Annotated in this window: 19 protein-coding genes; 2 read left to right on the top strand and 17 right to left on the bottom strand. The window is 69.5% G+C overall.

Translation table 11 applies throughout. The features are described from left to right. Positions 1-11: 11 nt before the first annotated feature. The 3 genes from ACFOD4_RS01605 to ACFOD4_RS01595 form a co-directional block, all read right to left on the bottom strand. A complete protein-coding gene (locus tag ACFOD4_RS01605) occupies positions 12-332 on the bottom strand; it encodes a DUF3649 domain-containing protein (protein WP_379592921.1) in 321 nt (106 codons plus the stop codon). A gap of 5 nt (positions 333-337) precedes the next feature. Next, positions 338-2,566: a TonB-dependent siderophore receptor gene (locus tag ACFOD4_RS01600; RefSeq protein ID WP_379592919.1), complete on the bottom strand. Its 2,229-nt coding sequence runs from the start codon at positions 2,564-2,566 to the stop codon at positions 338-340. Between the two features lie 180 nt (positions 2,567-2,746). After that, entirely contained in the window at positions 2,747-4,105 is a 1,359-nt protein-coding gene (locus tag ACFOD4_RS01595; protein ID WP_379592917.1) for an MmgE/PrpD family protein, read from the bottom strand. Between the two features lie 148 nt (positions 4,106-4,253). Between ACFOD4_RS01595 and ACFOD4_RS01590 the strand changes: the two genes are divergently transcribed. Then, on the top strand, positions 4,254-7,343 hold the full coding sequence (locus tag ACFOD4_RS01590; RefSeq protein WP_379592915.1) for a PAS domain-containing protein: 3,090 nt from the start codon (positions 4,254-4,256) through the stop codon (positions 7,341-7,343). Positions 7,344-7,419: 76 nt separating this feature from the next. On the opposite strand, the gene ACFOD4_RS01585 is transcribed toward ACFOD4_RS01590, so the two are convergent. Together ACFOD4_RS01585 and ACFOD4_RS01580 are read right to left on the bottom strand one after the other, a co-directional pair. Then, a complete protein-coding gene (locus tag ACFOD4_RS01585; protein WP_379592913.1) occupies positions 7,420-8,748 on the bottom strand; it encodes an LLM class flavin-dependent oxidoreductase in 1,329 nt (442 codons plus the stop codon). Between the two features lies 1 nt (position 8,749). Continuing rightward, positions 8,750-9,817 (bottom strand): Ldh family oxidoreductase, encoded by a 1,068-nt coding sequence (locus tag ACFOD4_RS01580; protein WP_379592911.1) that lies wholly within the window; start codon positions 9,815-9,817, stop codon positions 8,750-8,752. A 205-nt stretch (positions 9,818-10,022) separates the two neighbouring features. Between ACFOD4_RS01580 and ACFOD4_RS01575 the strand changes: the two genes are divergently transcribed. Then, positions 10,023-10,676 (top strand): DUF1028 domain-containing protein, encoded by a 654-nt coding sequence (locus ACFOD4_RS01575; protein WP_379592909.1) that lies wholly within the window; start codon positions 10,023-10,025, stop codon positions 10,674-10,676. A gap of 11 nt (positions 10,677-10,687) precedes the next feature. On the opposite strand, the gene ACFOD4_RS01570 is transcribed toward ACFOD4_RS01575, so the two are convergent. The 12 genes from ACFOD4_RS01570 to ACFOD4_RS01515 form a co-directional block, all read right to left on the bottom strand. Then, positions 10,688-11,413, bottom strand: a complete 726-nt coding sequence (locus ACFOD4_RS01570; protein ID WP_379592907.1) for a hypothetical protein — start codon at positions 11,411-11,413, stop codon at positions 10,688-10,690. Between the two features lie 150 nt (positions 11,414-11,563). Further along, a complete protein-coding gene (locus tag ACFOD4_RS01565; RefSeq protein WP_379592905.1) occupies positions 11,564-13,483 on the bottom strand; it encodes a putative bifunctional diguanylate cyclase/phosphodiesterase in 1,920 nt (639 codons plus the stop codon). A 172-nt stretch (positions 13,484-13,655) separates the two neighbouring features. After that, positions 13,656-14,819 (bottom strand): MFS transporter, encoded by a 1,164-nt coding sequence (locus ACFOD4_RS01560; protein ID WP_379592903.1) that lies wholly within the window; start codon positions 14,817-14,819, stop codon positions 13,656-13,658. A 239-nt stretch (positions 14,820-15,058) separates the two neighbouring features. Then, a complete protein-coding gene (locus ACFOD4_RS01555; RefSeq protein WP_379592901.1) occupies positions 15,059-15,820 on the bottom strand; it encodes a 2,3-dihydro-2,3-dihydroxybenzoate dehydrogenase in 762 nt (253 codons plus the stop codon). Next, positions 15,820-19,671, bottom strand: a complete 3,852-nt coding sequence (locus ACFOD4_RS01550) for an amino acid adenylation domain-containing protein (protein ID WP_379592899.1) — start codon at positions 19,669-19,671, stop codon at positions 15,820-15,822. Before ACFOD4_RS01550 ends, ACFOD4_RS01555 begins: the two co-directional genes overlap by 1 nt. Next, positions 19,668-19,901: a phosphopantetheine-binding protein gene (locus ACFOD4_RS01545; protein ID WP_379592897.1), complete on the bottom strand. Its 234-nt coding sequence runs from the start codon at positions 19,899-19,901 to the stop codon at positions 19,668-19,670. The genes ACFOD4_RS01550 and ACFOD4_RS01545 overlap by 4 nt, the downstream gene beginning before the upstream one ends. Then, positions 19,895-20,479 carry an isochorismatase family protein gene (locus tag ACFOD4_RS01540; protein WP_379592895.1) on the bottom strand — a complete coding sequence of 195 codons (585 nt, stop codon included), beginning with the start codon at positions 20,477-20,479 and terminating at the stop codon, positions 19,895-19,897. The genes ACFOD4_RS01545 and ACFOD4_RS01540 overlap by 7 nt, the downstream gene beginning before the upstream one ends. Positions 20,480-20,538: 59 nt before the next feature. Then, the gene (locus ACFOD4_RS01535) at positions 20,539-22,167 is read right to left on the bottom strand and encodes a (2,3-dihydroxybenzoyl)adenylate synthase (protein WP_379592893.1); all 1,629 of its coding nucleotides are present in this window, start codon (positions 22,165-22,167) and stop codon (positions 20,539-20,541) included. Beyond that, the gene (locus ACFOD4_RS01530) at positions 22,164-23,330 is read right to left on the bottom strand and encodes an isochorismate synthase (protein WP_379592891.1); all 1,167 of its coding nucleotides are present in this window, start codon (positions 23,328-23,330) and stop codon (positions 22,164-22,166) included. Before ACFOD4_RS01530 ends, ACFOD4_RS01535 begins: the two co-directional genes overlap by 4 nt. 17 nt (positions 23,331-23,347) lie before the next feature. After that, entirely contained in the window at positions 23,348-24,418 is a 1,071-nt protein-coding gene (locus ACFOD4_RS01525) for a YncE family protein (RefSeq protein WP_379592889.1), read from the bottom strand. A gap of 334 nt (positions 24,419-24,752) precedes the next feature. Beyond that, a complete protein-coding gene (locus tag ACFOD4_RS01520; RefSeq protein WP_379592887.1) occupies positions 24,753-25,601 on the bottom strand; it encodes a sugar phosphate isomerase/epimerase family protein in 849 nt (282 codons plus the stop codon). 5 nt (positions 25,602-25,606) lie between these two features. Then, on the bottom strand, positions 25,607-26,770 hold the full coding sequence (locus ACFOD4_RS01515; RefSeq protein WP_379592885.1) for a dihydrodipicolinate synthase family protein: 1,164 nt from the start codon (positions 26,768-26,770) through the stop codon (positions 25,607-25,609). Between the last annotated feature and the right edge of the window lies 1 nt (position 26,771).

The following is a 26,771-nucleotide window of genomic DNA, read 5'->3' as shown; positions in this document are numbered from 1 at the left end:
CAGGCCATCCTTCATCGGGTGTGCCCGCCTGCCAGCAGGATGATGCCGAGCGTCAGTGCCGGCAGCGCGATGCCGGCCCAGGCGCGCAGCACGGTGCGGGTGCCAAACGCCCAGAGGATCGCCGTGGCATGCACGGCAAAGCTCGCCATGGTCGCGGTGAGCACCGCCTCGGCCCGCGGCAAGGGCAGCAGCGGCGGCAGCGCGGCGGCGAACAGCGCGGCGAGGCCATAGCCACCCCCTGCCCCGGCCAGCAGCCGGAGCAGGATAGACGCCACCCGGCGGAACTCGGCGCCGGAAGGCCGGACGGCGCGCAGGAAGACCCCGCCCACCATGCCGCTCAGAACCGGTAGCGCAGGCCGCCGGTCACGGTGCGGCCATAGCCGTACCAGCACCAGGCGTAGGAGTAGCAGCTGGCGACGTAACGCGTGTCGGCCAGGTTGTTGATGTTGAGCGTCGCCTGCATGCCCTCGAAATTCTGGCCGAGCTGGCCAAGGTCGTAGCGCAGGGCGGCATCGAACAGCGTGGCAGAGCCGACCTTCAGGGTGTTGGCGTCGTCACCCCAGGAAGAGCCGATGTAGCGCACGCCGCCGGCGATGCCCAGGCCGGCCATCGGCCCCTTGGCCGGACTGTAGTCCAGCCAGGCGGAGGCGGCATGGCGCGGGATGGCATAGGGGGTCTTGCCCTGCAGCGGCACGTCGGGGCCGGTCGCGGCGCCCTCGATGCCGGGATCGAAGCGGGTGACGTTGTTGCTCTTGCTGTACTCCACGTCGAGATAGGTATAGGCGGCGGTCAGGCTCAGCCCATCGGCCAGGGTTGCCTTGGCTTCCAGTTCGACGCCGCGCGTATGCGTCTCGCCCGCCTGGATGCTGAACTGGCGGTTGACCGGGTCGGTGGTCAGCACGTTCTGTCGCAGCAGGTCGAAGACCGCCGCGCTGAGCAGCAGGTTGGTGCCGGGTGGCTGGAAGCGCAGACCAGCTTCGTACTGGCGCCCCGTGGTCGGGTCGAAGGGGCTAAGGAAGCGGTCGGTGCCGCTCTGCGGCTCGAAGCTCTCGCTGTAGCTGACATAGGGCGCCAAGCCGTTGTCGAAGAGGTAGACGGCACCGACCCGGCCGGTGAAGGCGTGGGCGGTGTTGCGGGGCGTGCCGGTTGGCGTGAAATCGCCGGCGCGGCGGTTCTCAGTGGTGTTGTCGTACCAGTCGAGGCGTCCGCCGGCGAGCAGCACAAGCCCGCCGAACCTGGCCTGCTCCTGGAAGTAAACGCCGGTCTGGTTGGTGCGCTGGCTGCTGTAGGTGCTGAAGCCCGGCCATGTCGTGCCCTGGTTCGCGTAGTGCGGGCGGAACAGGCTCTGGCGCAGGTTCGACCGTCCGATGGGCGAGGTGTTGAGTGCCGAGCCGGTGTAGGTGTCGGTCAAGGTGCGGGTGTAGTCGAGACCTACCAGCACGGTGTGGCTGACCGGACCGGTGGTGAAGTTGGCCTGTGCCTGGTTGTCCACCGTGAAGACGTCAAAATCGGCGTCGGTGCCGTAGATCGAGCGGACGCTGTCCTGCAGGTTGGCGGAAATGATCGAGTGATAGAAGCTGCGGTACTCGCCTTGCGTGTGCAGGTAGCGGAAGTTCTGCCGCAGGGTCAGCCAGCTGGTCGCCCGATGCTCGGCGGCATAGCCGATCATGTAGTGTTCGCGATCCAGCTTCTCGAAATTGGCGTCGCCGTCGAACCAGCGCATGCCGATGCGGCCGTTAGGGTTGTTCAGCACCGATCCCCAGGCGGGCACCGCGCCGTAGGAGCCTGCTTCCGGATCGCGCTGATAGTGGCCAAGCAGAGTGATGCTGGTGTCCGCGCTGGGCCGCCAGGTCAGCGAGGGCGAGATGAAGTAGCGACGCTGCCGCACTTCATCCAGCTCACCGTCGCTTTCCCAGTAGGAGCCGACGACGCGGCCGAGCCATTGGCCGTTCTCGTCGAGCCGGCCGCTGAAATCCCCTGCCGCCCGGTAATGCGCGCGGGTGCCGGCTTCCAGCAGTACCTCGCGGATACGCTCCTGCGTCGGGCGCTTGCTGACGGCGTTGATGAGGCCGCCGGGCGGGGACGAGCCGTAGAGGACCGAGGCCGGGCCGCGCAGCACCTCGACCCGCTCCAGCCGGTAGGCGTCGAGGCTGGGGTTGGCGTCGCGGCCGCCGGCCAGGCGCATGCCGTCGAGATACTGGGCGGGCGAGTAGCCGCGAATGGTCATCTGGTCCAGGCGGACCGCGGCGGCGCCGCGGGATTCGGGGATGACTCCGGGCGTGTAGCGCAGGATCTGGTTGAGGTTCTGCGCGCTGCGCGCGGCGATCTCGTCGGCGGTGACAATGGAAATCGATTGCGGTGTCTCGATGATTGGCGTGTCGGTCTTGGTGCCGGCAGCACTGACCCCCGCGACGAAGCCCTGCACCGGGCTGTGGCCACGGATGGCGCCGGCCTGCACGCTTACCTCGGGCAGCTGCACCGCGCCGGCCGACGCCTCCTGGGCCTGGGCGGCACCCGTGGCAAACATTCCGGGGGTCGCCGCCACCGCCGCCGTGAGCGCGGCCATGAGGCCGGCTCTGCGCTGTGCGGGGCTCAGTCGTCTCGACATACGCGTATCCATCCTGAGGTGCTAATGCGAAGCGTTCGCATATTGCCTTTCGCAGGATGGCTCAAGCCGCGAAGTGACCTTGCAAGCAGAATTCCTGGCGCAGCGTCGCGGATTTCTGCCCTGCCGCGCCGGAGATCGTTAGGCCTGAATGGCGGTGCCGAGGCCGCGCAGCGCCGCGAGGAGCAGCCCCAGATCGGCCGCATCCTGCATGCGCGCGACGAGGCCGGGGATAGCCTCCGCCCCCAACCGCCCGGCGGCGGCATCCAGGAACTTCGCATGGAGGTCGCGGGCACCTCGCACCCTGGTCGCGGTGCGGCCGATCTCGCGCCCGTCGCGCAGGCGCAGATCCACCCGGGCGAAGCGCTTCTGCGGCGCCTCGGACACCGAGGGCGCATCCATGTCGTGCCGGCGGTGCATGCGCGGCAGCAGGGCCGCGATATCCGCGCGCACCGGCCTGTCGGCAAAGGTGGCAATGCCGAGCCGCCCGTCCGTCAGTGCGGCGGCCACCACGTATTCCACGCTGAATCGCCCGTCGAGGCCGGTGGCCGGCTGCTGCACCACCAGCGCCGCGTCACCGCCGCGGGGAAAGGTGATCGTCGCACTGTCCACATCCGCCGCCGTCAGCCCGTGTTCGGCACGGAGGTCGAGCACCGTGTCGGCCGCCAGGTGCGCCGCGTGGCAGCAGGCATATTCCTTGAACATGAGGCCGGGGCTCAGGATCTCCCAGGGAGTGCCCCACCCTTCCACGGCAAGGGCGGGACGCGCCTGGCCCTGGGCAAACGCGGCGAGAAAGCTGGTTGCGCCATCCAGAAAACGTTCGCTGCCTTCCAGCCCCGCCTCGGCCAGGGTCACCGCCAGGAGGCCGGACCGCGCCGCGAGGCCGGCATGCAGCGGCTTGATCTCCGAGCCGAATTGCAGCCGCAGCCCGGCGGACTGGGTCGCGGCAATGCCCAGCGCCTGGGCGGTGCGGCCGGCATCCAACCCGCGCAGCCGCGCCACCGCCGCAGCGGCGCCGATCGGTCCCAGCGTCGCGGTGTTGTGGAAGCCCGCCTCGTAATGCCCGTGTCCCATGGCCCGTCCCAGTCGCGCCATGGCCTCGACCCCCACCACATAGGCGTCGAGCAGCGCCGTGGCGGTGCCGCCATCAGCCTCGGCCGCGGCCAGAAGGGCGGGCAGGATCACCGTGCTCGGGTGGCCACGGACACCGGCCTGCACGTCGTCGTAATCCAGCGCATGGCCCAGGTAGCCATTCAGAACGGCCGCATGCGGCGCATCGATGCGCGCTTCCTCGCCGATGATGGTGGCGACGGCGGCGCCAAAGGCAGGCGCCAGGGCCTGGCGCAGCTTGCGATAGCCGCCATCCTCCAGACCGCCGATGGCGCAGGCCAGGAAATCCAGCACCCCGTCCCGCGCCGCCGCACGCGTCGCCTCGTCCGGGCGGCTGTCCACAACAAGAGCTGCGAAGACCCGGCTCAGCGGGGTATCGGCACCGTTCATCGCGCTTTCCTCTCCGGCAGCCTCTTGGCGCAGGGCACGGGTCCAGAATGACCGGGCCGGCGCATCGGTCAATGGTGCCGTGCCGCACCCCTTTTTCAATGCGCAGTTGACCGTTGACTTGAGAGGCATTTGGCCGTCATCGAAAGGCATGCCGAACCGTTCTGTGCCGATCCTACCCCTCACCCCGGAGATGGAGGAAAGCCTGGCGAGGCTGCTGGCCGAGGGCGTCCACAACAGCGCGGCGGAGGCTGTTGCCGCGGGGCTTCATGCCTTGCGCCGCCAGGGCCATGCGGACCGACCGGCAGAATGGCCGCCGGGCGGCGGCGAGTGCGGCGCGCTGATCCGCGCCCATGACTGGGCGTCGACCCCTCTCGGTTCCGTCACGGGCTGGTCGAATGCGCTGCGCATCACGGTGTGCAACGTGGTGAACTCGCCGATCCCCAAGGTGCTGATGTGGGGGCCGGACCACATCATGCTCTACAATGATGCCTACCGCGAGATCGCTGGCGGCTACCATCCCCGCGCCATGGGCGGCACCGTGCCGGGCATCTGGCCGGAGATCTGGGAGTGGAACCGCGTCATCCTGGAACGCGGCTTCCGCGGCGAGGTGATCTCCTACCGCGACCAGCCAATGACGCTGCGGCGCCATGGCCGGCCCGAGGAGGTCATGTTCGACCTGTTCTACACTCCGGTCTACGAGGCGGATGGGTGCATCGGCGGCGTGATGTGCACCGTGCTGGAAAACACCGAGAAGGTGGAAGCGCAGCGGGCACTCGCCGCGCGGGAAGCAGAGCTGCGGGCGCTTGCGGATGCGTTGCCCATACTGGTCAGCAAGCTGGACCGCGATCACGTCTACCGCTTCGTCAACGGCCTCTACGAGGAATGGTTCGGCGTGCCGGCGGAGGCCATTGTCGGCCGGCCGATGCGGGAAGTCACCGGCGACGCCTTCTACCAGGAGCGCCGTCCCTTTATCGAGCGTGCTCTGGCAGGCGAGCCCTGTGCGGCGGAGGTGGACATCCCGCGCGCCGACGGCACGCGGCGCCGCTGCGAGATCCGCTACCTGCCGAGCCGTGACGGGCGCGGTGCGGTGGACGGCATCCAGGTCCTGGCTATCGACGTGGATGCGCGGGCACGGCGCGAGCTGGCGCAGCACACCGACAACCGCCGCTTCCGCGCCGCCATGGACGCGGTGCATGGCGTGCTCTGGACCATTGGACCGGATGGCCGGATGCGCGGCGAGCAGCCGGGCTGGGCGGCGCTGACCGGCCAGGGCATGGCCGAGTACCAGGATTTCGGCTGGACCCGTGCCGTGCATCCCCGGGATGTACGGGGCACCATGCTGGCCTGGGAACAGGCGGTGGCGAGCGGGTCCATGTTCGTCTTCGAGCATCGGTTGCGGCATCGCGGCGGCGACTGGCGCAGCTTCGCCATTCGCGCCCTGCCGATCGCCGGGTCGGATGGCACGGTGGAGGAATGGGTCGGCGTGCATACCGACATCACCGAGCAGCGCGCCGCCGAGGCTGCCTTGCGGCGGCAGGCCGATGATCTGGCCGCGCAGATGCGCCACCGCGAGCGTGCGGAAGCGCAGCTCCGCGCGCTGAACGAGACGCTGGAAGCGCGCGTTGTTGCCGAGATCGAGGAGCGGCGGCAGGCTGAGGCGAAGCTTGTTCAGGCGCAGAAGATGGAGACCGTGGGCCAGCTCACGGGCGGGGTCGCGCATGACTTCAACAACCTGCTGCAAGTCGTCTCCGGCAGCCTGCAATTGCTGGGCCGTGACATCGCCGGCAACCCGCGCGCCGAGCGCCATGTCACGAATGCCATGGCCGGCGTCGCCCGCGGCACGCGGCTGGCGGCGCAGCTTCTGGCCTTCGGGCGGCGGCAGGCGCTGGAGCCGCGGGTGGTGAACGCGGCGCGCCTGCTGCGCGGCATGGACGACCTGCTGCACCGCGCCCTGGGCGAGGCCGTCGAGGTGGAAACCGTGCTGGGCGGCGGGTTGTGGAACACCTTTATCGACCCGACGCAGCTGGAGAACGCGCTGCTCAACCTCGCCATCAATGCGCGCGACGCCATGGGCGGCCGTGGGCGGCTGACAATCGAACTGGCCAACGCGCATCTGGACGACGATTATGCCCGCACGCATGAGGAGGTGACGCCCGGCCAGTACGTGATGCTGGCGGTGACCGATACGGGGATCGGCATGTCGCCCGAGGTCATGGCGCGGGTCTTCGAGCCCTTCTTCTCCACCAAGGAGGAAGGCAAGGGAACCGGGCTCGGCCTGTCCATGGTCTACGGCTTCGTCAAGCAGTCGGGCGGGCATGTGAAGCTGTATTCGGAGCCCGGCCATGGCAGCACGGTGCGGCTTTACCTGCCGCGCGCCATGCAGGCGGAGGATGTGGCGGTGCAAATGGCGGCCGGTCCAGTGGTGGGGGGCAGCGAAACCATCCTGGTGGTCGAGGACGACGCCGCTGTGCGCGAAGTGGTGGTCGAAATGCTCACCGACCTCGGCTACCGCGTGCTGAAGGCGGTGGACGCGGCCAGCGCGCTGATCGTGATCGAGAGCGGCGTTCCGGTGGACCTGCTGTTCACCGATGTGGTGATGCCGGGCCCGCTGAAGAGCCCCGAGCTGGCGCGCAAGGCGCAGCAAAGGCTGCCCGACCTGGCTGTGCTGTTCACCTCCGGCTACACGGAAAACTCCATCGTGCATGGCGGCAGACTGGATGCGGGCGTCGAGCTGTTGTCCAAGCCCTATCCGCGCGAGGCGCTGGCCCGCAAGGTGCGGCATGTGCTGGCCAACCGGGCGCAGCGCAGCGCCGCGCGGCACGAGCAGGAGCGGTCGGCGGATACGCCGGCGCCGCCGTCGGACACGGCATCCTCCGCCGGCGCGACCACGGTGCTGCTGGTGGAGGACGATCCGCTGATCCGTGCCAACGCGGTGGAGATGCTGATCGATGCCGGCTTCACGGTGCTGGACGCCCCCAGCGCCGAAGCAGCCACCGAATTGCTGCAACAGCATCCTGTGCATGTGCTGGTGACGGATGTGAACCTGCCCGGTGCCTCCGGCCTTACCCTTGCCGTGAACGCCCCGGCGCTGCGGCCGGGGATCGGCGTGGTGCTGGCCAGCGGCGATGCGGCGCTGATGCTGCGGGCCGAGCCCGCCGGCACGGTGGCGCTGCCCAAGCCCTACTCCGCCCGCGCTCTGGAAGCCGCCATTCGCACCGCTCTGCGGCAGCCGGTCTGAACAAGAACCGTTCGGTGGCGATCCTGCGCGATCCTGGCCCGCCCGCCGCCGTGGACGGGGTCCGGGCCGGTTCCCTTCAGCCTGCGGCGGGATGCGGCGGGCGAAACAGGCCCAGATTTTCCCGCAGCGTCCGGCCCGCGTAATTCTCCCGCATCAGGCCGCGTCGCTGCAGTTCCGGCACAACGCTGTCGACAAAGCCCTTGAGGTCGCGTGGCAGGAGGTTGAACATCAGCATGAAGCCGTCGCAGGCGCCGCCTGTGAACCATTCCTCCATGATGTCGGCCACGGTGGTGGGAGTGCCCCGCACCGTGCGGTTGCCGCGCTCGTAGCGCATATAGAGCTGCCGCAGCGTCAGCCGCTCGTTCCGAATCATGCCGACGATGTGGTCGAAATAGGCCTGGTGGAAGCGCGCCTTCTGCGGGATGCGCTCTTCCGGCACGGGTGCGTCGAGGTCGAGGCCGGACAAATCGGCCTCCAGATCCATCGACAGCCGGGCTACCCCGACCTCGGGGTGGATCAGCGCCTGCAGCTCGGCATGCATGTCTTCCGCCTCCTGCGCCGATTCCGCCACAAGCACCGGCATGCCGGCGAGGATCTTCAGGCTGTCCGGGTCGCGGTTGTGGCGCTCCATGCGGCCTTTCAGATCCGTGTAGAAGCGCCGTCCATCCCCCGGTGACGTTTCGGAAGCAAAAACCACCTCGGCTGTTTGGGCCGCGAAATCCCGCCCTGTTTCGGAGGCACCGGCCTGGATGATCACTGGATGGCCTTGCGGAGGGCGGGCGATGTTCAGGGCGCCCTGCAGGCGGAAATGCGTACCCTCGTGATGCACCGCATGCTGTTTCGCAGGGTCGAAGAACAACCCGGCGGCACGGTCGCGGATAAAGGCGTCGTCCTCCCAGCTGTTCCACAGCCGCTTCACCAGATCGACGCATTCGCGGGCGCGGGCATAGCGCTCCGCATGCGGAGGCAGGCGGTCCAGGCCGAAGTTGCGAGCTGCATAATCATTGGCGGAGGTGACGACGTTCCAGGCCGCCCGGCCTCCGCTCAGATGGTCAAGCGAGGCGAATTGCCGGGCCATGGTGTAAGGCTCGCCGAAGCTGGTGCTGGCGGTGCCCCCGAGGCCGATATGCCGCGTCATGCCCGACAGGGCAGAAAGCAGCGTCAATGGCTCGAACACATTCATGAACAATGGCATGCGGCTGAAGGCAGTGAGGTTTTCCGTGCGCGCGGCCGGCGTGTCGGCGACAAAGAACAGGTCAAACAATCCGCGCTCGGCCAGGCGCGCAATGCCGGCGTAGTGCTCGATGCTGGTGCTGGCCTGGGCATTGGCCTGCGGGTGCAGCCAGGAGGCCGTGTGGTAGCCGGTCGGGTGCACCAGCGTCGCCAGCGCCATGGGGCGTGCCATGTCAGCCATCCTCCAGCAGAAAGGGTGCGCCGCTTTCGCTGCAAACCGCCCGGATCTCCTCAACCAGCGCCGGCAACAGGGGAATGCCGGTGCGCCGGCGGCGGTGCACGGCATCGTGCTCCGGATCCCCGGGAACAAGAACGGGCTGGGCCGGGTCGGATGGGCGGTTGGCGCGCATCCGCGCCGCAAGCGCCTCCAGATCGGCCTCGAATGCCTGTGTGTCGCGGAAGAAGCCGGGGTCAATAGCCAGGAAGAAGTGCCCGGTCTCGTCGCCGGGACGCGCGCCGGTCAGGGTGGCGCAGAGGATTTCCACCATCAGCGCCAGGCCGTAGCCCTTGTGCCCGCCATGCACCCGGTCGCCGCCCAGAGGCGCGAGAGCGCGCGCCTCGGCGGCCACGGCGGCATTGGTTTCCGGTCCGCCATCGGCGGCGATGGCCCAGCCCGGCGGCAGCGGCTTGCCGGCGCGGCGGGCGATGGCAACCTTGCCATAGGCGACCGTGGTGGTCGCCATGTCGAGCAGCACCGGGCGGCGCGGATCGGCGCCAGGGGCGGCGAAGCCGATCGGGTTGGTGCCAAGTGCGCGCTCGGTGCCGAAGACCGGCACGAGGAACGGCGTCGGCGCGTTCGTCAGCGACAGGCCAACGCAGCCCTGCTCCGCCGCCATGCGCGCATACCACCCGGCAGCGCCGTAATGGTTGGAGCCGGTCACGGCGACGATGCCGATGCTGCCTTCCCGCGCCTTGCGGATCGCCAGCGACATGGCGGCCTCGGCCGCCACATGGCCGATTCCATGGCGCGAATCGATCAGGGCCGCGGCGGGTGTGTCGCGCAGAATGGCGGGCTCGGCCCGGGGGTCAAGCCGACCTTCGGCGAAGCCGCGCTGGTAGTGCGGCAGCATCCCGACGCCATGCGAGTCGATGCCGGCCAGATCGGTTTCCACCATGATGCGCGCGGCGGTGGCGGCATGGGCGGCAGACATGCCCCAGCGGGCGAAGACCTCGGTGATCTGCCGGTACAACAGGTCGGCACTGACGGTGAAGACACCGCCATCGTTGTTGGTGTTGCCCATGCCGACCTTTCCTTTCCGCCCGGTGCCATGCCGGCGTTGCGGGGATGGATGGGGGTGTCCCGCTCGGGCATCGGGAAGTGTTTCAGCCGCGACGGACGCTGTCCAGCCACGGCGTCCCCTTGCCGCAGCGGAGGGGAAGCCCAGAATGCGATTCCGCGCCTGTTCTGCAGACCGGCGCCTCACCGCCCGGAGTTATCCGACCCGCATGACCTTCTCCCTGCTTGGCCGCTGCGCCCGAACCGGACAGATCGGCGCCGTGGTCACCACCTCGGCCCCCTGCGTCGGCGCGCGCGTGCCCCATCTGGCGGCCGGGATTGGCGGTGTGCTGACCCAGCACCGCACCGATCCCCGCCTTGGACCGCGCGGGCTCGCGCTGATGCGCTCAGGCTGCACAGCGGCGGAAGCGGTGGCGGCGCTGGCAGCCTCGACACCGGATCATGGCTGGCGGCAATTCGCCGCCCTGGACGCGTCGGGGGGAAAGGCGGCCTTCAGCGGCGCGCGGAACAAGCCCGTGGTGGGCGTCGCCGAGGCTACGGACTGCATCGCCATCGGCAACATCCTGGCGCATGACCAGGTGCCGCCGGCCATGGCGCAGGCCTTTGCCGCCGATGCCGGTCTCACCCTCGATGAAAGACTGCTGCAGGCACTGGAGGCCGGGGAAGAGGCTGGCGGCGAGGGCCGGCCGCTGCGCTCGGCGGCGCTGGTGGTTGTGGCCGGGGCCAGCTTTCCGCTGATGGACCTCAGGATCGATGCCGCGGACCGGCCCCTGCCCGCACTGCGCGCGCTGTGGGAGGAGTACCGGCCCTTGGCCGAAGACTATCTGCGTCGTGCTCTCGACCCGGACAGTCTCGGCCCCTGACGGCGACGCTGTCAGCCCGGGATAGGGAAGCTTTCCACGGGCTTGCCAGCGAACTTGCCGTAGCATTCCTCGAGCCCCACCTCGCGGCCGATCAGCAGCCCGTCGCTGTGACGACCCACGGTGGGGTCCAGCAGGCGACGGAGCAGCGGCGTATCGGGCCCGTTCAGCGTGTAGTTCTGGTAGCCATAGAGGCGGAAGTTCAGCAGCACGGCGGGCTTGTCGCCGGCGGCGAACCAATGAGCGTTGTTGCGGGTCTCCGTGGTACGCATCCCCTCGCCCGGCTGAAACCAGCGATCGGTCGTCAGGCGCAGCAGCAGTTCGTCCGGGCTGAGGCGGGCCAGCACGTCGTACTCGCGGATGTAGATCGGCGCGTTCAGCACCACCTGCTTGGAGATGATGTTGTGGTGGGTGTGGGGCGGATGCACCTCATGCGGGTCGAGGTAGACCATCTGCATCGCCTCGTTGATGCCGGGCCGCGCATAGCGGTAGAGCACCTGCATCTTCTTCTCGGCCAGGGCCTTCTCGGTCCATGGCTTCAGCAGCGCCTCGACATCCAGCTGGTCGTACAGCTCGGTCACCGCCTGCTCGAAGCCGAGCGGGGTCAGTTCTCCACCACGCAGCTTCAGCACCAGGTCCATCGAAGCGGCAACCAGGGGATTGTCCACCGGATCAACATCGGCCTCGGTGCCGAGGCGGGTGTTCATCTTGACGGCGGGGGCGGCGAGATCCTGCGGCATGGCATCCAGTCCGGGCAATTAAGATCGGGCGGCTGATTACAGCCGGAGACGCCGGCACCCAAGGGGCGATCGAGGCGCCTCGTGCCGGTGGCCGAGACCTGCCGCACGAGCTTGCGGCAGTCGCTGCCTGCTTATTGGGCAGGCTCCGGCTCAGGCCGCGCCGACGGCTTCCGCCACCGTGGTGGTGTCCACCAGGCGAAGAAATTCAGCCGCCGGCATGGGCCGCCCGAAGAGGTAGCCTTGCACTTCCTCACAGCCCTCCGCGCAGAGCAGTTCGGCCTGTTCCCGCAATTCAACCCCTTCAGCATTCGCGCGCACGCCCAGCGCATGACTCATCCCCACCACAGCGCGCACGATGGCGCCGGCGCTGGCATCCTGGCCAAGCCGCTGGATGAAGCTGCGATCGATCTTGACCTTGTCGAAAGGGAATTTCTGAAGATAGCCGAGGCTGGAATAGCCGGTGCCGAAATCATCCACGGCGATCCGTACGCCGCGCCGACGCAGGCGTTGCAGCATGTCCAGCGTTTCCTCCGTGTCGTGCATCAGCACGCCCTCGGTGATCTCCAGCTCCAGACGGCTGGCGGCAAGACCACTCCGGGCGAGCGCCGCTTCGACCGCTTCCTCAAGCCCGCCCTGGCGGAATTGCGCGGGGGAAACATTGACGGCGATGCCGAGTTCGCCGGGCCAAGCCACGGCGCAGCGGCAAGCCTCCTCCAGCACCCAGGCGCCGATCGGGGCGATCAGCCCCGTTTCTTCAGCGAGGGGAATGAACTGGTCGGGCGGCATGTTGCCATGGCCAGGCCGGGTCCACCGCAACAGGGCCTCGGCGCCGCTGACACGCTGTTGTTCCAGGCTGTACTGCGGCTGGAAGGCCAGGCGGAACTCGCCGCGCTCCACTGCCTGCCGCAGATCGATCTCAAGCGAGCGTTTCTCCCGCAGCCTGTGGTTCATTTCAGGGTCGAAGAAGCACGGCGCGCCGCGACTGCCCTGCTTGGACTGGCAGAGCGCCAGATGGGCATTCTGCATCAGCACGGCGGGATCGTACGCCGGCCCACACTCCGCGCTGCCGGCAGGCGTGGCCAGGGCGATGCCGATGCTGAGGCCGACCACCGCCTGCCCGCCGCTCAGCACCACCGGCTCCGCCACAGCGGCCATCAGCCGACGCGCCAACGCATCGGCCGCCTGCGGCTGGACTGCGGGCATCTGCAGAACGGCAAACTCGTTCCCACCAAGCCGGGCCAGCATGTCGTCACGGCCGAGACAGGCCTCCAGGCGGCGGGAAATCTCCTTCAACAGATCATCGCCCGCCGCATGGCCCAGCGTGTCGTTGACGGATTTGAACCGCTTGAGGTCGAGGCAGAGCACGGCGGCGGCGCCGTTCTGCCGGCGCGCCCGGGCCATGGCACGATCCAGCCGGTCGGCAAAATGGACGCGGTTGGGCAGGCCGGTCAGCAGGTCATGCGTGGCCAGGTGGCTGGCGCGTCGCAGCGCTGCATCCATCCGGCGGATCGGCAGCACGCGCAAAAGCAGAAACACCAGGATCCCGAGCGCCCCGGACAGCAGGCTTGCCAGCAACGTACCCAGGAGGACGCCCCGCAGGCTGCGCGTTGCCTCGGCATCGCCCATCCGCACGCCGCCGACCTGCACCGCTTCAAGCCGGCTCGCTATAGGCCAGGCCACGGGCCGAGCTGGCCGGGATTCCATCACCAGCCGCCCAGCGACGTCATAGACACGCCGCAGCTCATCGGCTGCCCGCCCACGCGATGGCGCCGGGATCTGCAAGGCATCGCTTTGCCAGATGGCCGGGTTGGTGCGCGCCATTTCCGCCACTTCAACGGCATGAAGCGCCGCGCTGGCCTCCAGCGCCGCTTCCACATGCGCGCGCCCGGCCATGAAAACGCCGGCCGGGGGGCTGATGGCGACCAGGGCCGCCGCCACCGCCGTCAGCACCGTGACCGAGCGTGTCGCGGCGCCACGGTGCGGACACCGGTCCTGCGCACGGCCAGCGGGCGGCGGCAGCACGGGCGGGCGGCGAAGGCGCTGGGGCAAGGAGAAACGGGCGAGGCTCACAAGAAGGGTTCCGATGCGGTCGCCCACACTGCCCCGGCTCTGCTGAACAGTTCCTCAAAATGGGGTGGCGGCGGGTGCAAAAAAATGGCCGCACGCTTCGGTCCGACTCACCGGACGCGCCGAAAGGCAGCGCGACGGTGCCGGTCCGGGCCGCAAAGTTGCGTCCTGGATGTCAGCCACGCGGGCGGCCATGGGCGACAAGCAGCAGCGCCGCCGCCACCGCCAGATAGGGCGCGCCGGGCGCCAGAGCGTAGAGGGCGCCGCCGAGCACCGGCCCCAGCACCATGCCGCAGCCCTGGGCGGCGGCAACCGTGCCGGCGGCTGCCCCCTGCTCCTGCGGGCCGACTGCGTTCGCCGCCATGGCGGCGAAGGCCGGGAAGACAAAGCCCATGCCGGACGCCGCGACGAAGTAGGCCATCCACAGAGCCGGCGCCGTGCTGGCCAGGGCGACGGCGGCGAAGCCCAGTGCAGCGACGCTGCCGCCGATCCGCACCAGCCTCGCAGGCGGCCAAACCAGCCGCCGCACGAGCGCCTGCGACAGCAGCAGCGCCACCCCCACCAGGGTCAGGGCGATGCCGGCCGTGTTCGCCGCCTGCTCGGGCGGCAGGCCGAGGCGATCCAGCGCCAGGAAGCCCACCATCATCTGCGCATTGGCGACGCCGAGCATGGCGGTGAAGGCCACGGCCATGGGCCGGCGCAGCCGCGGGTCGCGCCAACGCAGCACCCTGCGCGGGCCCTTGGCAGCGGGCGGCGTGGCGGGCAGCGCAGCCCAGATGACCACCAGGGCCACCAATGGCAGCAGCGCAGTGCCATAGAGCGGCAGGCTCAGGCCCTGCGGCGCCAGCGCCGCCGCCAAGGCGGGCCCCAGCACCAGCCCAAGAGCCCCGGCCGAGCCCAGGGTGGCCATGGCGGCGGCACGGCGCTCGGGCGGGGTGTTGTCAGCAACCAGCGCACCGCTGGTGGGCGGCACCCCGGCATAGAAGCCGCCCATGGCCCCGCGACCGAGCATCAGCCCGGCAAACACGAACCACACCGCGGGCTGTGTCCAGAGCGCGTACTGGATAAAGGCGCAGAAAGCCAGATACGCCAAGGCGAAGCCGCCAATGCCCAGCAGCAGCACGGGTTTGCGCCCCAGCCGGTCGCTGGCCACACCCCATGGGCGGGCCATCAGCATCCAGAGCAGGCCGGACAGGGTCATTGCCAGGCCGAACTGCCAGGGCGCGACGCCCAACACGCGCAGCAGTGGCCCCGCGAGCGCGGTGAAGGCCATCATCCCCATGCTGCAGGCCAGCACGGCAAACAGGAGGGGCCAGAGACGGAACGAAGTGGAGCTCATCGCCGGGTCCCGGAACTGCGTTCGCAACGCCTCGGGAAGCGCGTTGCCCCTCCCGGACCCGTCCCAAATGCCCGAGCCCTTCGGAAACGGGTTGCCCTTAGGTGTCGGTGGCGGATGGCTGCGCGCTTCATGGCTTCGGACATGGGCGCCCTCCTGCGATGCGGCCGTGGAAGTTGGGCCCGGGCGATCGTGTCCCTCGCGGGAGGAGTTTCGAGGGCGGGCAGGCCCTCGATGCCGTTTCATCCCCGCAGGGTAGCGCCGCCATCGATGTAGAGATCGGCCATGGTGATGTGCCCCGCACGGTCGGACAGCAGAAAGGTGATGGCATCGGCGATGTCCTCGGGCGTGGCCAGCTTGCCCAACGGGATGCCGGTCTTGAAGCTTTCCGGCAAGCCGGCGATGACGCGCGCGGCGCCGTTCTGATCCGACCACATTCCGGTCTGCATGGGCGTCAGGGTTGAGCCGGGGGCGATGATGTTGCAGCGTATGCCGAAGGGCGCCAGTTCCAGCCCGAGGCAGCGGGTGAACATGGTGGCCGCCGCCTTGGACGCCGCGTAGGCGCTCATCGCATGGCGGGGAATGCCGGCGGCGTTGGAGCTGACAATCACGATGGCCCCGCGGCGGCGAGGCTGCATCACGCGGGCCATAGCCCGGCCGAGATGGAACACGCCATCGGCATTGACCGAGAAGACGCGGCGCCATTCCGCATCGCTGGTTTCTGCGGCGAGCGTCGTGCCCAGCACTCCCGCCAGGCTCGCAGCGCAATCGATCGGGCCATCCTCGTGCTCGATGCGGGCCACCAGCGCCTCCACCGCGGCTCCATCGGCGACGTCGAGCCGCTCGACGCGCAGGCCCTTCTCTGGCGAAAGGGCGGCAACATCGAAATCCGTGGCAGTGACCTGCATGCCTTCATCCAGCAAGGCACGGATCGTGGCGCGGCCGATGCCGCCCGCAGCCCCGGTGACAAGGACGCGTTTTCCGGCAAGGCCCGTGGGGCGCATCAGGCATGGTCCTCTTCGGTAAGGGCGAGGCGCCGGGCCAGCAAGGGCGCGATGCGCGCCGTGGCGGCCGGGCCAGTCAGCTCGGAATGCAAAGCGGGGATGTTCTCGATGTCCAGCCCGCCGACATAGGGCAACCACAGCGCGGGCTGCAGCCCGCTTTCGCGGTGGTCGAGCGCCGCGCGGAAATGCAGAATGCGCCCCTCGTAGCGGGTGTGGTGGTGCGCCCGCACCAGGCGGTTGTTGCCGCGCACCACGCGCATAACGCCGTCCAGAACGAGCTCCGGCAATTGCCCAAGCGGACTGCCGCCTCGCTGGAGATGCGCGACCACACCCTTGCGCGTCAGTTCGGCATCGGGAATGGCGTCGGGGTCCTCGCCGGCAATGGCCAGCAGGGCGCGAAGGGGGGCGTTCTCGCCCGGCTCGGGAGCGGCGCGCCAAACATCGGTGGGATAGGAATCAAGCATCGCCACCACACCCGGCGCCCGGCCGGTGGCGCGCAGTTCCACCGCCACCGCCTGGGCGATGATGCCGCCCACCGACCAGCCCAGCAGGTGCAGCGGACCATCGGGCTGAACAGCGGCGATGCGGCGGGCATAGTCGCCCGCCAGCGCGGCGAGGCTGTCGGGTGCTACGTCGCATTCGGTCAAGGCGGGGGCCTGGAGCGCCCAGACGCTGCGGCGCGGTGCCAGCGCGCGGGCCAGCCCGGCATAGCACCAGGACAGGCCGCCCGCCGGATGAACAACAAAGAGTGGCGGCAGGGATGCATCGCCCGCTTGCAGGCGAATCAGGGGGGCGAGGCCGTGATCACCCTCCCCGCCCCCATCCAATAGTGTTGCCAGTGCGGCGACACTGGGATGCGCGAAAAGCGCGCCGAGGCCGAGGTCCTGGCCGAAGCGGTCGCGGATGCGGCGCATGAGTTCCACCGCCAGCAGGGAATGTCCGCCCGCGGCAAAGAAATCATCCTCGGCGCCGACGGCATCGCGCGCCAGCACGGTGGCGAAGAGCCGGGCGAGCGTCGCCTCGGTGCCCGGGGCGGGGGCGCGGCCTTGTGTCACGGCGCTGGCGGGCATTGGCAGGGCGGCGCGGTCCAGCTTGCCACTGCCATTCACCGGCAGGGCTTCGAGCGCCACGTAGGCGGAGGGCCGCATCGCTTCTGGCAGGCCAGTGGCGGCGAGGCCGCGCAACGCCGCCTCGTCATAGCCAGCGGATGGCACCAGATAAGCGACGAGGCGCTTGTCGCCCGGGCGGTCCTCCCGCGCAATCACGCGGAGCTGGGCAATGCCGGGGGCGGCGCCGAGAGCGGCCTCCACTTCCCCCGGCTCGATGCGCTGGCCACGGATCTTCACCTGGTGATCGGCGCGGCCGAGGAATTCCACCGCGCCATCCTGCCGTCGCCGTGCCACGTCGCCGGTGCGGTAAAGACGCCTGCCGGGGTGGAACGGGTCGGGGATGAAGGCCTGTTCGGTGAGGTCGGGGCGACCGAGATAACCCTCCGCCAACTGCACTCCGCCCAGATGGAGGTGGCCAGCGACGCCGGGAGGTACGGGGCGCAGGGCCTCGTCCAGCACGTGCAGCTGGGTGTTCCAGACCGGATGGCCGATGGGCACCGGGCGGCTGCGGTCTTGCGGCGTGGCAGGCCAGAAGCTGACATCCACCGCCGCCTCCGTCGGGCCGTAGAGGTTGTGCAACTCGGCTGCGATGCGGTGGTGGAAACGGTCCCGCAGATCGGCGGTGAGTTCCTCCCCGCTGCAGAAGATGCGCGCAGGGGCGAGACCGTGCGAGGCGGGCTCGCGCAGAAAGGCGGCCAGCATCGAGGGCACGAAATGCGCGGTGGTGATCCGGGTCTCGCGCATCAGCGCGGCCAGGGCCGCCGGATCGCGGTGCAGGCCGGGCGGGGCCACCACCAGTGTCGCGCCCGTGATGAAGGGCAGGAAGAACTCCCACACCGAAACATCGAAGGTGGCGGGGGTCTTCTGCAGGATGCGGTCGGAAGCGGTGAATCCGTAGTGGCAGCGCATCCACTCCAGACGGTTGACAATGGCCCGGTGGCTGACGACCACGCCCTTGGGCTCGCCGGTCGAGCCGGAGGTGTAGAGCACATAGGCCGGGTCGGCGGGGGTGACATCATCCGGCGCCGCGCCTTTGGATGGCCAGGCGGAAGGTGGCAGAACCGGCGTCCTGCCCGGCAGCGGCGTCCTGGCCAGAACGAGCAGGGGGGCGGCCCGCTCCACCATCGAGGCGAGGCGCGGTGCTGGATGCGACGGGTCCAGCGGCAGCCACGCCGCGCCGGCGCGGACGACGGCCAGCAGCGCGACCACCAGTTCCACCGAGCGTTCCAGGGCCACGGCGACGATGCGCCAGGGACCCGCGCCCCGCTCGCGGAGCGTGGCGGCCAAGGCGGCGCTGCGGGCATCCAGCTCGGCATAGCTCAGCACCGCCCCGTTGAATTCCAGGGCCGGAGCCTCCGGCGTGGCCCGCATGCGCGTCGCGATCAGCGCGGCCAGCGTGGTGTCGGGTACCGGTTGGGCGGTGTTGTTCAGCCCATGCAGCAGCCATTCCGCTTCGGCCGGTGTGGCCAGCGGCACATCGGCCAGCCGCTCCGCACCCAGCGCCTGCGCGATGAAATGCGGCAGGCGGGCGGCATGCGCAGCCAATCCGGCCTCGTCGTGGAAGGCCGGATTGGCCTCGATCTCCAACCGCAGACCGGCCGCATCATGGTCGCCGCGAAAGGTCAGGGTGACGTCGTCGACCGGACCGGTGCCGAGGATGTGGAGATCCGCCCGCAGTCCCTTGAAGACGGGCGACAGGTCGAAGGGCAACAGGTTGACCAGCGGGCCATAGAGCCGCCGTCCGGCGCCCACGCGCCCCAGGTCGCGGCGCAGCTGCTCGCCGCGGTAGCGGCCATGGCGGCGCAGCCGGGTCAGGGCCTTGGCTGCCTCGGCGAGGTAGTCCGCCAGTGGTGCCGACTCATCCGGCCTGAGGCGCAGCGGCAGGACGTTCATCCAGGTACAGGGCACCCGGGCGGCGGCATGCCCCATGCGACCCATGAAGGCGATGCCGGCAGATACCTCGTCCGTGCCGGCGTGGCGGCGGATATAGGCGGCGGTCAGCGCCGCCAGAATATCGGGCCAGGGAATGCCGTGCGCCGCGGCGGCATGGCGCAACGGAGCGGACAGGGTGGCTTCCAGCGTGCTGTCGTGGCGCAGCGCGTGTCGGCCCGTGATGGGCTCGGCGCGCATGCGGTCGCGCGGCACCAGCCCTTCGACCTCGGGCAAGTCGCGCAGCCGTTCCAGCCAGTAGGCGGCGTCGCGCGACCGGCGAGGATCGGCACGGTAGCGTTCGTCCTCGGCCAGTGCTGCGGCGAAGGGAGCGAGTGGCTGCCCCGGGACGCCGGCATAAAGCTGCGCAACACGGCGGGTGATCAGCTCCATGCCATAGGCGTCGAGCAGCAGGTGATGCGCTCGCTGGTACCAGAGATGCCGCTCCGGCGCGAGGATGTAGAGGCGTTGCACGGCCATCGGGTCGCGGGCGGGGTCGGTGGCGCGGGCCATGTCGCGGGCCATCCCCGCGCGGGCGGTGGCTTCCGCGTCGGAGGTGGCGGAAAGGTCCACGATATCCAGCACGGGACGGCGTGCCGGGTCGGTGGATTGTTGCGGGCCGCCTTGGCCTTCGACGATCCTCAGTGAGAGGATGTCAGCCTCCGTCAGCATCGTTTCCACGGCGGTGCGGAAGGCGGCGCGGTCGAGCGGGCCGCGCAGGTCGTGATACTGGCCGGTATTGAAGATCGGGTTCGCCGGATCGAGGGCCTGTGCGTACCAGAGGCCCGATTGCGCCTCGGTCAGCGGGGTCACGGGCCGGCCTGGTGGCGCTCGACGATGGTCCACCAGGCGTTGAGCGTCAGCCGCTCTGCGAACTCGGGGAAGTCGAGGCCGAGGCCGGTCTCGTTCCAGCGCGTCAGCAGCTGCATGGCACGGATAGAATCGAGGCCAAGATCCATGAGGTTGTCGTCGTCGCCGATTTCGGAAGGGTCTTCGTGGATGGTGGCGGCGATCTGCGCGCGCATGGCGTCGCGGGTCAGCATGACAGCGTGTCCAGGATGCGGGCGGTGGTCAACGGCACGGCAAAGGCGCCGGCAGCGTAGTGCAGCGCCATCATGTGCTTCTCGCGCGAAAAATCCGCCAGCGCGTCGGCGGCCATAAAGGGCTCGATGTCGCGCTGGAAGGCCTCGGCGGCGGTGAGGGCGCATCCGATATGGGCGTAGATACCGCAGACGACGAGCTGGTCGCGGCCGCGCGCGCGCATCAGGGTTTCGAGGTTGCTGCGCTGAAAGGCGCTGTAGCGATGCTTCACCAGCACGAAATCGCCGGACTCCGGCGCGAGCTCGGGCAGGATCGGCTGGTGCTCCGGCGCGTCCGACATGCCAGGGCCCCAGAGATCGGCCTGCAGGCCGCGGTCGCGCCGGTCCTGGTTGCCGTGCTGCGCGGTGTAGAAGACAGGAATGCCGCACGCGCGGGCCGCGGCGGCAAGAGCCGCGATGTTCGGCACCACTTGTGCCATCGGCGCGGCATCGCGCGTGTAGGGGCGCACGAAGTAGTGCTGCATGTCGTGCACCAGCAGGGCAGCGCGATCTGGCACCAGCGACCAGGGGGCCCGGGGCATGGGGAGCTCCGCTTCGCATGGCAGTTCGTAGGCGGGGATGGCGGGCAGGCCCTTGGCAGTCACGAGGCGTTGTCCTTGGCCAGGAAGTCCGCCCGCAGCCGGGCGCGCAACTCCTTGCGGCTGACCTTGCCGGCGGCTGTGGTGGCGAATTCGGGCACGAAGACGATCTGGTCGGGCACCTTGAACTCCGCGATGCCGCGCGTGCGCATCCACGCCTTCAGCGCCGGCGATCTCGGCTTCTCGCCATTGGGGATGATGAAGGCGCAGGAGCGCTCGCCCAGCACCTCGTCGGGGATGGAGACGATGGCGGCATCGAAGACCTGCGGATGGGCCAGCAGGTGGTCCTCGATCTCCTCGGCCGAAATCTTTTCGCCGGCACGGTTGATGTGGTCGCCGGCGCGGCCATGCACTTCCAGATAGCCGCCCGGCAACCGCCGCACGATGTCGCCGGTGCGGTAGAAGCCGTCGGCGGTGAAGGAGCGGGCGTTGGCAGCCTCGTCATTGTGGTAGGCGCGAATGGTGTAGGGGCCGCGCGCCAGCAGGTAGCCGGACTCGCCATCGGGCACCGGATTGCCAAGGTCGTCCACCACCAGCACCTCGTCATCCGCGCTGATCGGGCGCCCCTGAGTTCCGGTGATGATCTCGTCAGGGTCGTCCAGGCGGGTGTAGTTCACCAGCCCCTCGGCCATGCCGAAGACCTGCTGCAGCGTGCAGCCCAGTGTCGGGCGGACGCGGCGGGCGACCTCGGGGGTGAACTTGGCGCCACCCACCAGCAGGACTTCCAAGCTGGACAGGTCGTCGGAACGCGTTGGCGCCGCCTGCATCCAGAGCAGCGCCAGCGGCGGCACCAGGCCAGTGATGGTGACACGCTCCCGCGCGATCAGGGGGAATGCGCTGTCCGGTGCAGGCGATGGGCTGAGCACTACCCGTGCGCCGGCATAAAGCGCACCGATATGCCCCGGCGAGGACATGGGGAAGTTATGTGCCGCCGGCAGGGCGACAAGGAAGACACTCTTCTCCGTGACGCCGCAGATCGCGTTGCTGGCCCAGCAGGAGTAAAGATAGTCGTCATGCGAACGCGGGATCAGCTTGGACAATCCCGTGCTGCCGCCGGAGATCTGGATAAAGGCGACATCCGATGACGGAGGGTCGGGCGGCAGCATGATCGGCGTCCCGGCCTCCACCTCCAGGGGGGTGAATTCCGCCGCTTCGCCATTCACCACGAAGACATGCCGCAGCGCCGGCACCTCCGTCCGCAATGCACGCGCCTGGGCACGGTAGTCGAAGCCGTCATGCCGCTCGGCGATGATGTAGCCGGCTGCCTCGGATCTGCGGGCGAAGTGCGCGATCTCGGTGATTCGGTGTGCCGGCAGGGCGTAAAGGGGGATCATGCCGGCGCGGAACAGACCGAACACGGCGGGGAAGAACTCGGCGATGTTGGGAAGCTGCACCACCACGCGGTCGCCGGGGCGCAGCCCAGCCCGGAGGTATCCGGCGGCAGCGGCCTCGGCGCGCGACAACAGCTCGGCGTAGGACCAGTGGCGGGCGCCGTCCGTGATGGCGATGGCCTGCGGACGCTCGGCGGCGCGCTGGCGCAGGAAGGAGGAAAAGGTTTCGCCGCGCCAATAGCCCTTCTCGCGATAGCGGCGGGCGACGTCCTCGGGCCAGGTCTGCCGGAGCGGGATCACGGCGAATCATCCTTCATTCGAATTCCGAGCGCCTCCAGCAGCGCCCCGTACTTGGCGGCGGTCTCGTCGGCCTCGGCCCCGGGATCGGAGCCCGGAACGATGCCGGCGCCGGCATAGAGCCGTGCGGTGTTGCCGGCAATCTCGGCGCAGCGGATCGAGACGTACCAGTCGCCGTCGCCTGCCGCGTCACACCAGCCGACAGCGCCGGCGTAGAAGTCGCGGTCATGCCGCTCGATCTCGCCGATGAGCCTGGCCGCCTTGTCGCGCGGCACGCCACACACGGCCGGCGTCGGATGAAGCGCGGCGGCCAATTCGGCGGCACCGACGGAGGGATCGCGCAGTTCGCCCTCGATGCGGGTGCCAAGATGCCACATGCTGCGCGTGGAAGTGAGCTGCGTGCCGGCCGGTGCCGCCAGCACGGCACAGAAGGGCGCGAGCGTGTCGAGGATAAACTCGGCAACAATGGCATGCTCGCGCTGGTCCTTGTCCGAACGGAACAGCGCCTCGGCGGCGGCACGATCCCCGGCGGGGTCAGCCTGCCGCCGGGCAGAGCCGGCCAGCGGGTGTGACAGGACGCGGGCGCCCCGCCTGGACAGAAGCAGTTCGGGCGTGGCGCCGGTCAGCAGCCGGGCCGTCCCGTCGCGTGGCGGCAGCGGCACCAGAAAGCCGGTCACGGCAGGGTCGGCCGAAAGCCGCTCCAGGAGCAGCGCCGTGCCGATGGGCGCATCGGCCTCGGCCACCAGGCTGCGGGACAGGACGATCTTGGTCAGCGCGTCTGCCGTTCCCGCTTCCTGCGCCATGATGCCGAGGACACGGCGAACGGAGGCGGCGTAGCCAGCGGCGTCAGGCTCGTGCCGCAGCCGCCAGCGCGGCGTGTCGCCGGGTGGTGCCGGATCGGCGGCGGCGGGAGCCAGACGGCGCGAGGTGTGGGGGGAAACCAGATAGTCCGCCGCCTCACGACCGAAGGGCATGGCACCGGCGAGCACCGCCCCTGGCGGCGCATCGCGGAAAAAGGCGGCGGTCCGCGCCCCCAGCGTCGCTGCGGGTCCGCGCGGCAGCACGGTGCCAGGGCCCTCCCCCAGCACCGCGCCACCCGCGTTGCGGAAAGCGAAGCATGGGATGCTCCGGGCCGCCGCATTGTTGCGCTCCGCCACCATCGCCATCGTCGCCGAACCGCTGTTCAGAGACGGATCAGGCTGACGGTGTCGCCGTTCGGATCGTCGATCGGCGGCTGGCCACGCCCGGCGCTTTTCGCCTTGTTGGTGACATAGGCGATGCTGCCCTCTGCGTTGAAAGCAATGGTGTTGGGGTGGGTGCCGGTGGCCAGACTGTTGCGCAGCTCCAGCGTTCCCGCATCGATCACGCTGACCGTACCGGCACCGCGATTGGCGATCAGCACCAGCCCCTTGGCCGGGTTCAGCGCGATGCTGAGCGCGCCGGCACCTGTTTCGATGGACTTCAGGACAGCGCCGCTGGTGGCGTCCAGCACGGCGAGGTTGCCGCTCTTCTGGTTGGTGACGAAGAGGCGCTGATTGGCCGCCTCATACGCCGCGTTGACTGCGGATTCGCCGCCCGAGGCGAAGCTACGGGCCACCTTGCCGCTCGACAGGTCGATCTCGGCGACTTCGTTCGCCATCAGGCGGGTGACGAACAGGCGGTTGCCGGCGGCATCCAGCGTCAGGCCGGTTGCGGCCTCGCCCAGCCCTTCCTCGATCACCGAGAGCAGCTTGTGGGTCGCACCGTCGATCACCCAGACCTGGCTGGGAGCACCCTGGAAGCCGGGGGCCGAGACATAGATGCGGTTGGCCGCAGGATCGACCACCGCCTGCCGCAGGTGCGCCTTCTCGCCATGCACGACGCTGCCGACGATACGGCCCTCACGGGGATCGATGATCGAGACGCTGCCGGTGCGGGTGTTGGTGGTGTAGAGCAGTCCGGTACGGTCGTTCACCGCAAGGCCGAAGGCAGGGTCGGCCATGGGAATGCTGCCTTTGACCTCCAGCGTGCCGGGATCAAGCGCCAGGATCGCTGCCTGGTCGCCGCCGCGCGGGCCGACCGCGGCGACATGGACCAGGCCTGTGGCGCGGTTGAAGACCAACTCGTAGAGGCCGCCTGGCGGTGACAGCCGGATCTTCTGCTCAACGGCGGCCGCGGCGAAGGCCGGGGGCAGATGCGCCGCGGCGAACAGGCCGGCCATGGCGCCCAGGGCATGGCGCCGGGAAAGGATCGGCGTCGAGAGAATGCGTGCCATCGCTGCGTGTCTTCCTGTGCCGTGGCGGGGATCGGAAACGGCCGGCGTGGCCGCCAGCCCACGCTCGCCGTGAAAAAACGGCCATCTTCGGGCGGCGGCCAGACCAGGGCGCTGAACGTCGCGCCGCCGAATTCCCTGCGGCACCCGGGGGCGCGGCGATCAGGATCGGCGGGCAGGCGGCGAAGCCTTGGCTGGCCGGCGCATCCAGGATCGCGCCGGGGGCAACACGGCCCGCGGCACGGTCCTGCAATTGCAAGTCATTCTTAGTGGCGGGGAAACTATCGCCCGGCGGGCCGAAGTCAAGCCAGCCATTGGCGCGAGTGGCAGCCTTCGCTCAGCAGCGCTCCAGCCGGGCGGCGCAGGTGGCGAGGGTTTCCTCGGGCGGACGTTGCCACCAGTCGCGGGCGGAAAATATCTCCACCTCGACCTTTCCGGCATAGCCCGCCGCCTCCACGGCGCGGCGGATGCCGGGGATGTCGATCACGCCGTCGCCCATCATGCCACGGTCGAGCAGCACGTCGGTCACGGGCACCTTCCAGTCGCAGACATGGAACGCGGTGATGCGGCGGCCCTGCCCTGCCCGGCGCAGCGCGGCGGCCAATCTGGCATCCCACCACACGTGATAGACGTCCACGGCCAGGCCGACACCGCCGGCGCTGCCGGGATCAACCGCCTCGCAAAGGTCGAGCGCCTCGTCGAGCGTGCAGAGGCAGGAGCGGTCGCCGGCATAGACCGGGTGCAGCGGTTCCAGCGCCAAGGTCACGCCGAGCTGGCGGGCCTCCCCCAGCAAGGCGCCAACGCCGTCCTCCAATTGTCGGCGGGCGGCGCCGAGATCGCGCGAGCCGGGCGGCAGGCTGCCGGCCACAATGACGAAGCAGGACGCCCCCAGCCGCGCCGCATCACGCAGAGCCGCACGGTTCTCGGCCAGGGCGGCGGCGGCGGCCGCGGGAGTCGCGGCGGGAAAGGCGGTGCTGCGGCAATAGCCGGTGACAGCAAGGCCGGCATCGCGGATGCGTCGGGCTATGTTACCGACATCTTCCCCTTCCAGGTCGCGCCGCCAGGGGGCGATGCCGCCGAAGCCGTGCCGGGCAACGGCCTCGATCACCTCGGCGATCGGCTGCCGGTGCCCGAGGGTGGCGGTGTTGATGGAGCAGAGATCGGGCCGACCTTCCAGGCTGCGCACCTGCTTCAGCCCTCGATCCCGTGCAGTGCCAGGAGGTGCCGCATCCGTGCCGCCGCCCGGTCGGGGTCCGCCAACAACCCGGCTGCATCGGCCATGCGGAACAGGTCGGCGAAGTAGCCGAGCGGACGCATGGATTGCTGCCCCGCGACCATCACGAAGTGGTCCTGGTGCCCGTTCAGCCAAGCCAGGAACACCACACCTGTCTTGTAGAACTGCGTGGGCGTCCCGAAGATCCTCCGCGACAAGGGAACGGTCGGCGACAGCAATGCGTGGAAGCGCGCCGTGTCGCCCTCCGCCAGCGCTGACAGCGCCAAGGAGGCGGCCGGCGCGATAGCGTCGAAGATGCCGAGCAGCGCATGGGAATGGCCTTCGGCATCGCCCTCGATCAACTCGGGATAATTGAAATCGTCGCCGGTATACATGCGGACGCCGTCCGGAAGGAGCCGGCGCATCCGCACCTCCTTCGCGGCGTCCAGCAGAGAGATCTTGATGCCGTCCACCTTGCCAGGATTCTCGGCGATGATGCCGAGACAGGTATCGAGCGCGCCATCGAAGCCCGCATCGCCCCAGTAGCCGGCCAGAGCGGGATCGAACATGTCACCCAGCCAGTGCAGGATGACGGGTGCATCCGCCTCGGCCAGCAGGCGGCGGTAAACGGTGCGGTAATCCTCCGGTCCGCGCGCGACGCGGGCAAGGGCACGGCTGGCCATCAGGATGACCTCGCCACCCATGGACTGCACGGCTTCCATCTGCTCGGCATAGGCGCGCAGCACATCGTCGATGTCGCGCGCCTCTTTCGGATCGAGCTGGTCCGTGCCGCAACCGGAAGCGATGCGGATGCCGGGAATATCGCGGGTCTCGGCGAGGCTGCGACGGATCAGCTCGCGCGCCGTCGGCCAGTCCAGCCCCATGCCGCGCTGCGCAGTGTCCATGGCCTCGGCGATGCCGAGGCCGAGGCCGGCCAGGTGGCGACGATAGGCGATGGTCCGATCCCAATCGATCGCCGCGACGCCCGAGGTGGGATCGCCCAGCGGGTCCGCCACCACATGCGCGGCGGAAAAGGCCACACGGTTGAAGCGCGCGGCGCGCGGCACCGGCAACGGCGTGCCGTGCAGCGTGTAGGGCACGGGCGCGGCGCCCCCTTCCCCCGGCAGGCGGATCGTGGTCATG

It is taken from the genome of Teichococcus globiformis, from assembly GCF_042646265.1.
Taxonomy (GTDB): Bacteria; Pseudomonadota; Alphaproteobacteria; order Acetobacterales; family Acetobacteraceae; genus Pseudoroseomonas; species Pseudoroseomonas globiformis.
The sequence above is the reverse complement of the archived record's forward strand: the minus strand, read 5'-3'. Positions and strand labels throughout refer to the sequence as shown.

Coding starts and splice junctions, on each gene's coding strand:
- ACFOD4_RS01540 (WP_379592895.1), bottom strand. CDS start 20,479: ATGCCCCGGGCCCCCTGGTCGCTGGTGCCAGATCGCGCTGCCCTGCTG.
- ACFOD4_RS01525 (WP_379592889.1), bottom strand. CDS start 24,418: ATGGCACGCATTCTCTCGACGCCGATCCTTTCCCGGCGCCATGCCCTG.
- ACFOD4_RS01570 (WP_379592907.1), bottom strand. CDS start 11,413: ATGCCGCAGGATCTCGCCGCCCCCGCCGTCAAGATGAACACCCGCCTC.
- ACFOD4_RS01560 (WP_379592903.1), bottom strand. CDS start 14,819: ATGAGCTCCACTTCGTTCCGTCTCTGGCCCCTCCTGTTTGCCGTGCTG.
- ACFOD4_RS01515 (WP_379592885.1), bottom strand. CDS start 26,770: ATGACCACGATCCGCCTGCCGGGGGAAGGGGGCGCCGCGCCCGTGCCC.
- ACFOD4_RS01595 (WP_379592917.1), bottom strand. CDS start 4,105: ATGAACGGTGCCGATACCCCGCTGAGCCGGGTCTTCGCAGCTCTTGTT.
- ACFOD4_RS01555 (WP_379592901.1), bottom strand. CDS start 15,820: ATGCGCCCCACGGGCCTTGCCGGAAAACGCGTCCTTGTCACCGGGGCT.
- ACFOD4_RS01605 (WP_379592921.1), bottom strand. CDS start 332: ATGGTGGGCGGGGTCTTCCTGCGCGCCGTCCGGCCTTCCGGCGCCGAG.
- ACFOD4_RS01585 (WP_379592913.1), bottom strand. CDS start 8,748: ATGGCACGCCCCATGGCGCTGGCGACGCTGGTGCACCCGACCGGCTAC.
- ACFOD4_RS01575 (WP_379592909.1), top strand. CDS start 10,023: ATGACCTTCTCCCTGCTTGGCCGCTGCGCCCGAACCGGACAGATCGGC.
- ACFOD4_RS01530 (WP_379592891.1), bottom strand. CDS start 23,330: ATGGCGATGGTGGCGGAGCGCAACAATGCGGCGGCCCGGAGCATCCCA.
- ACFOD4_RS01545 (WP_379592897.1), bottom strand. CDS start 19,901: ATGCTGACCCGCGACGCCATGCGCGCGCAGATCGCCGCCACCATCCAC.
- ACFOD4_RS01590 (WP_379592915.1), top strand. CDS start 4,254: ATGCCGAACCGTTCTGTGCCGATCCTACCCCTCACCCCGGAGATGGAG.
- ACFOD4_RS01600 (WP_379592919.1), bottom strand. CDS start 2,566: ATGGCCGCGCTCACGGCGGCGGTGGCGGCGACCCCCGGAATGTTTGCC.
- ACFOD4_RS01580 (WP_379592911.1), bottom strand. CDS start 9,817: ATGGGCAACACCAACAACGATGGCGGTGTCTTCACCGTCAGTGCCGAC.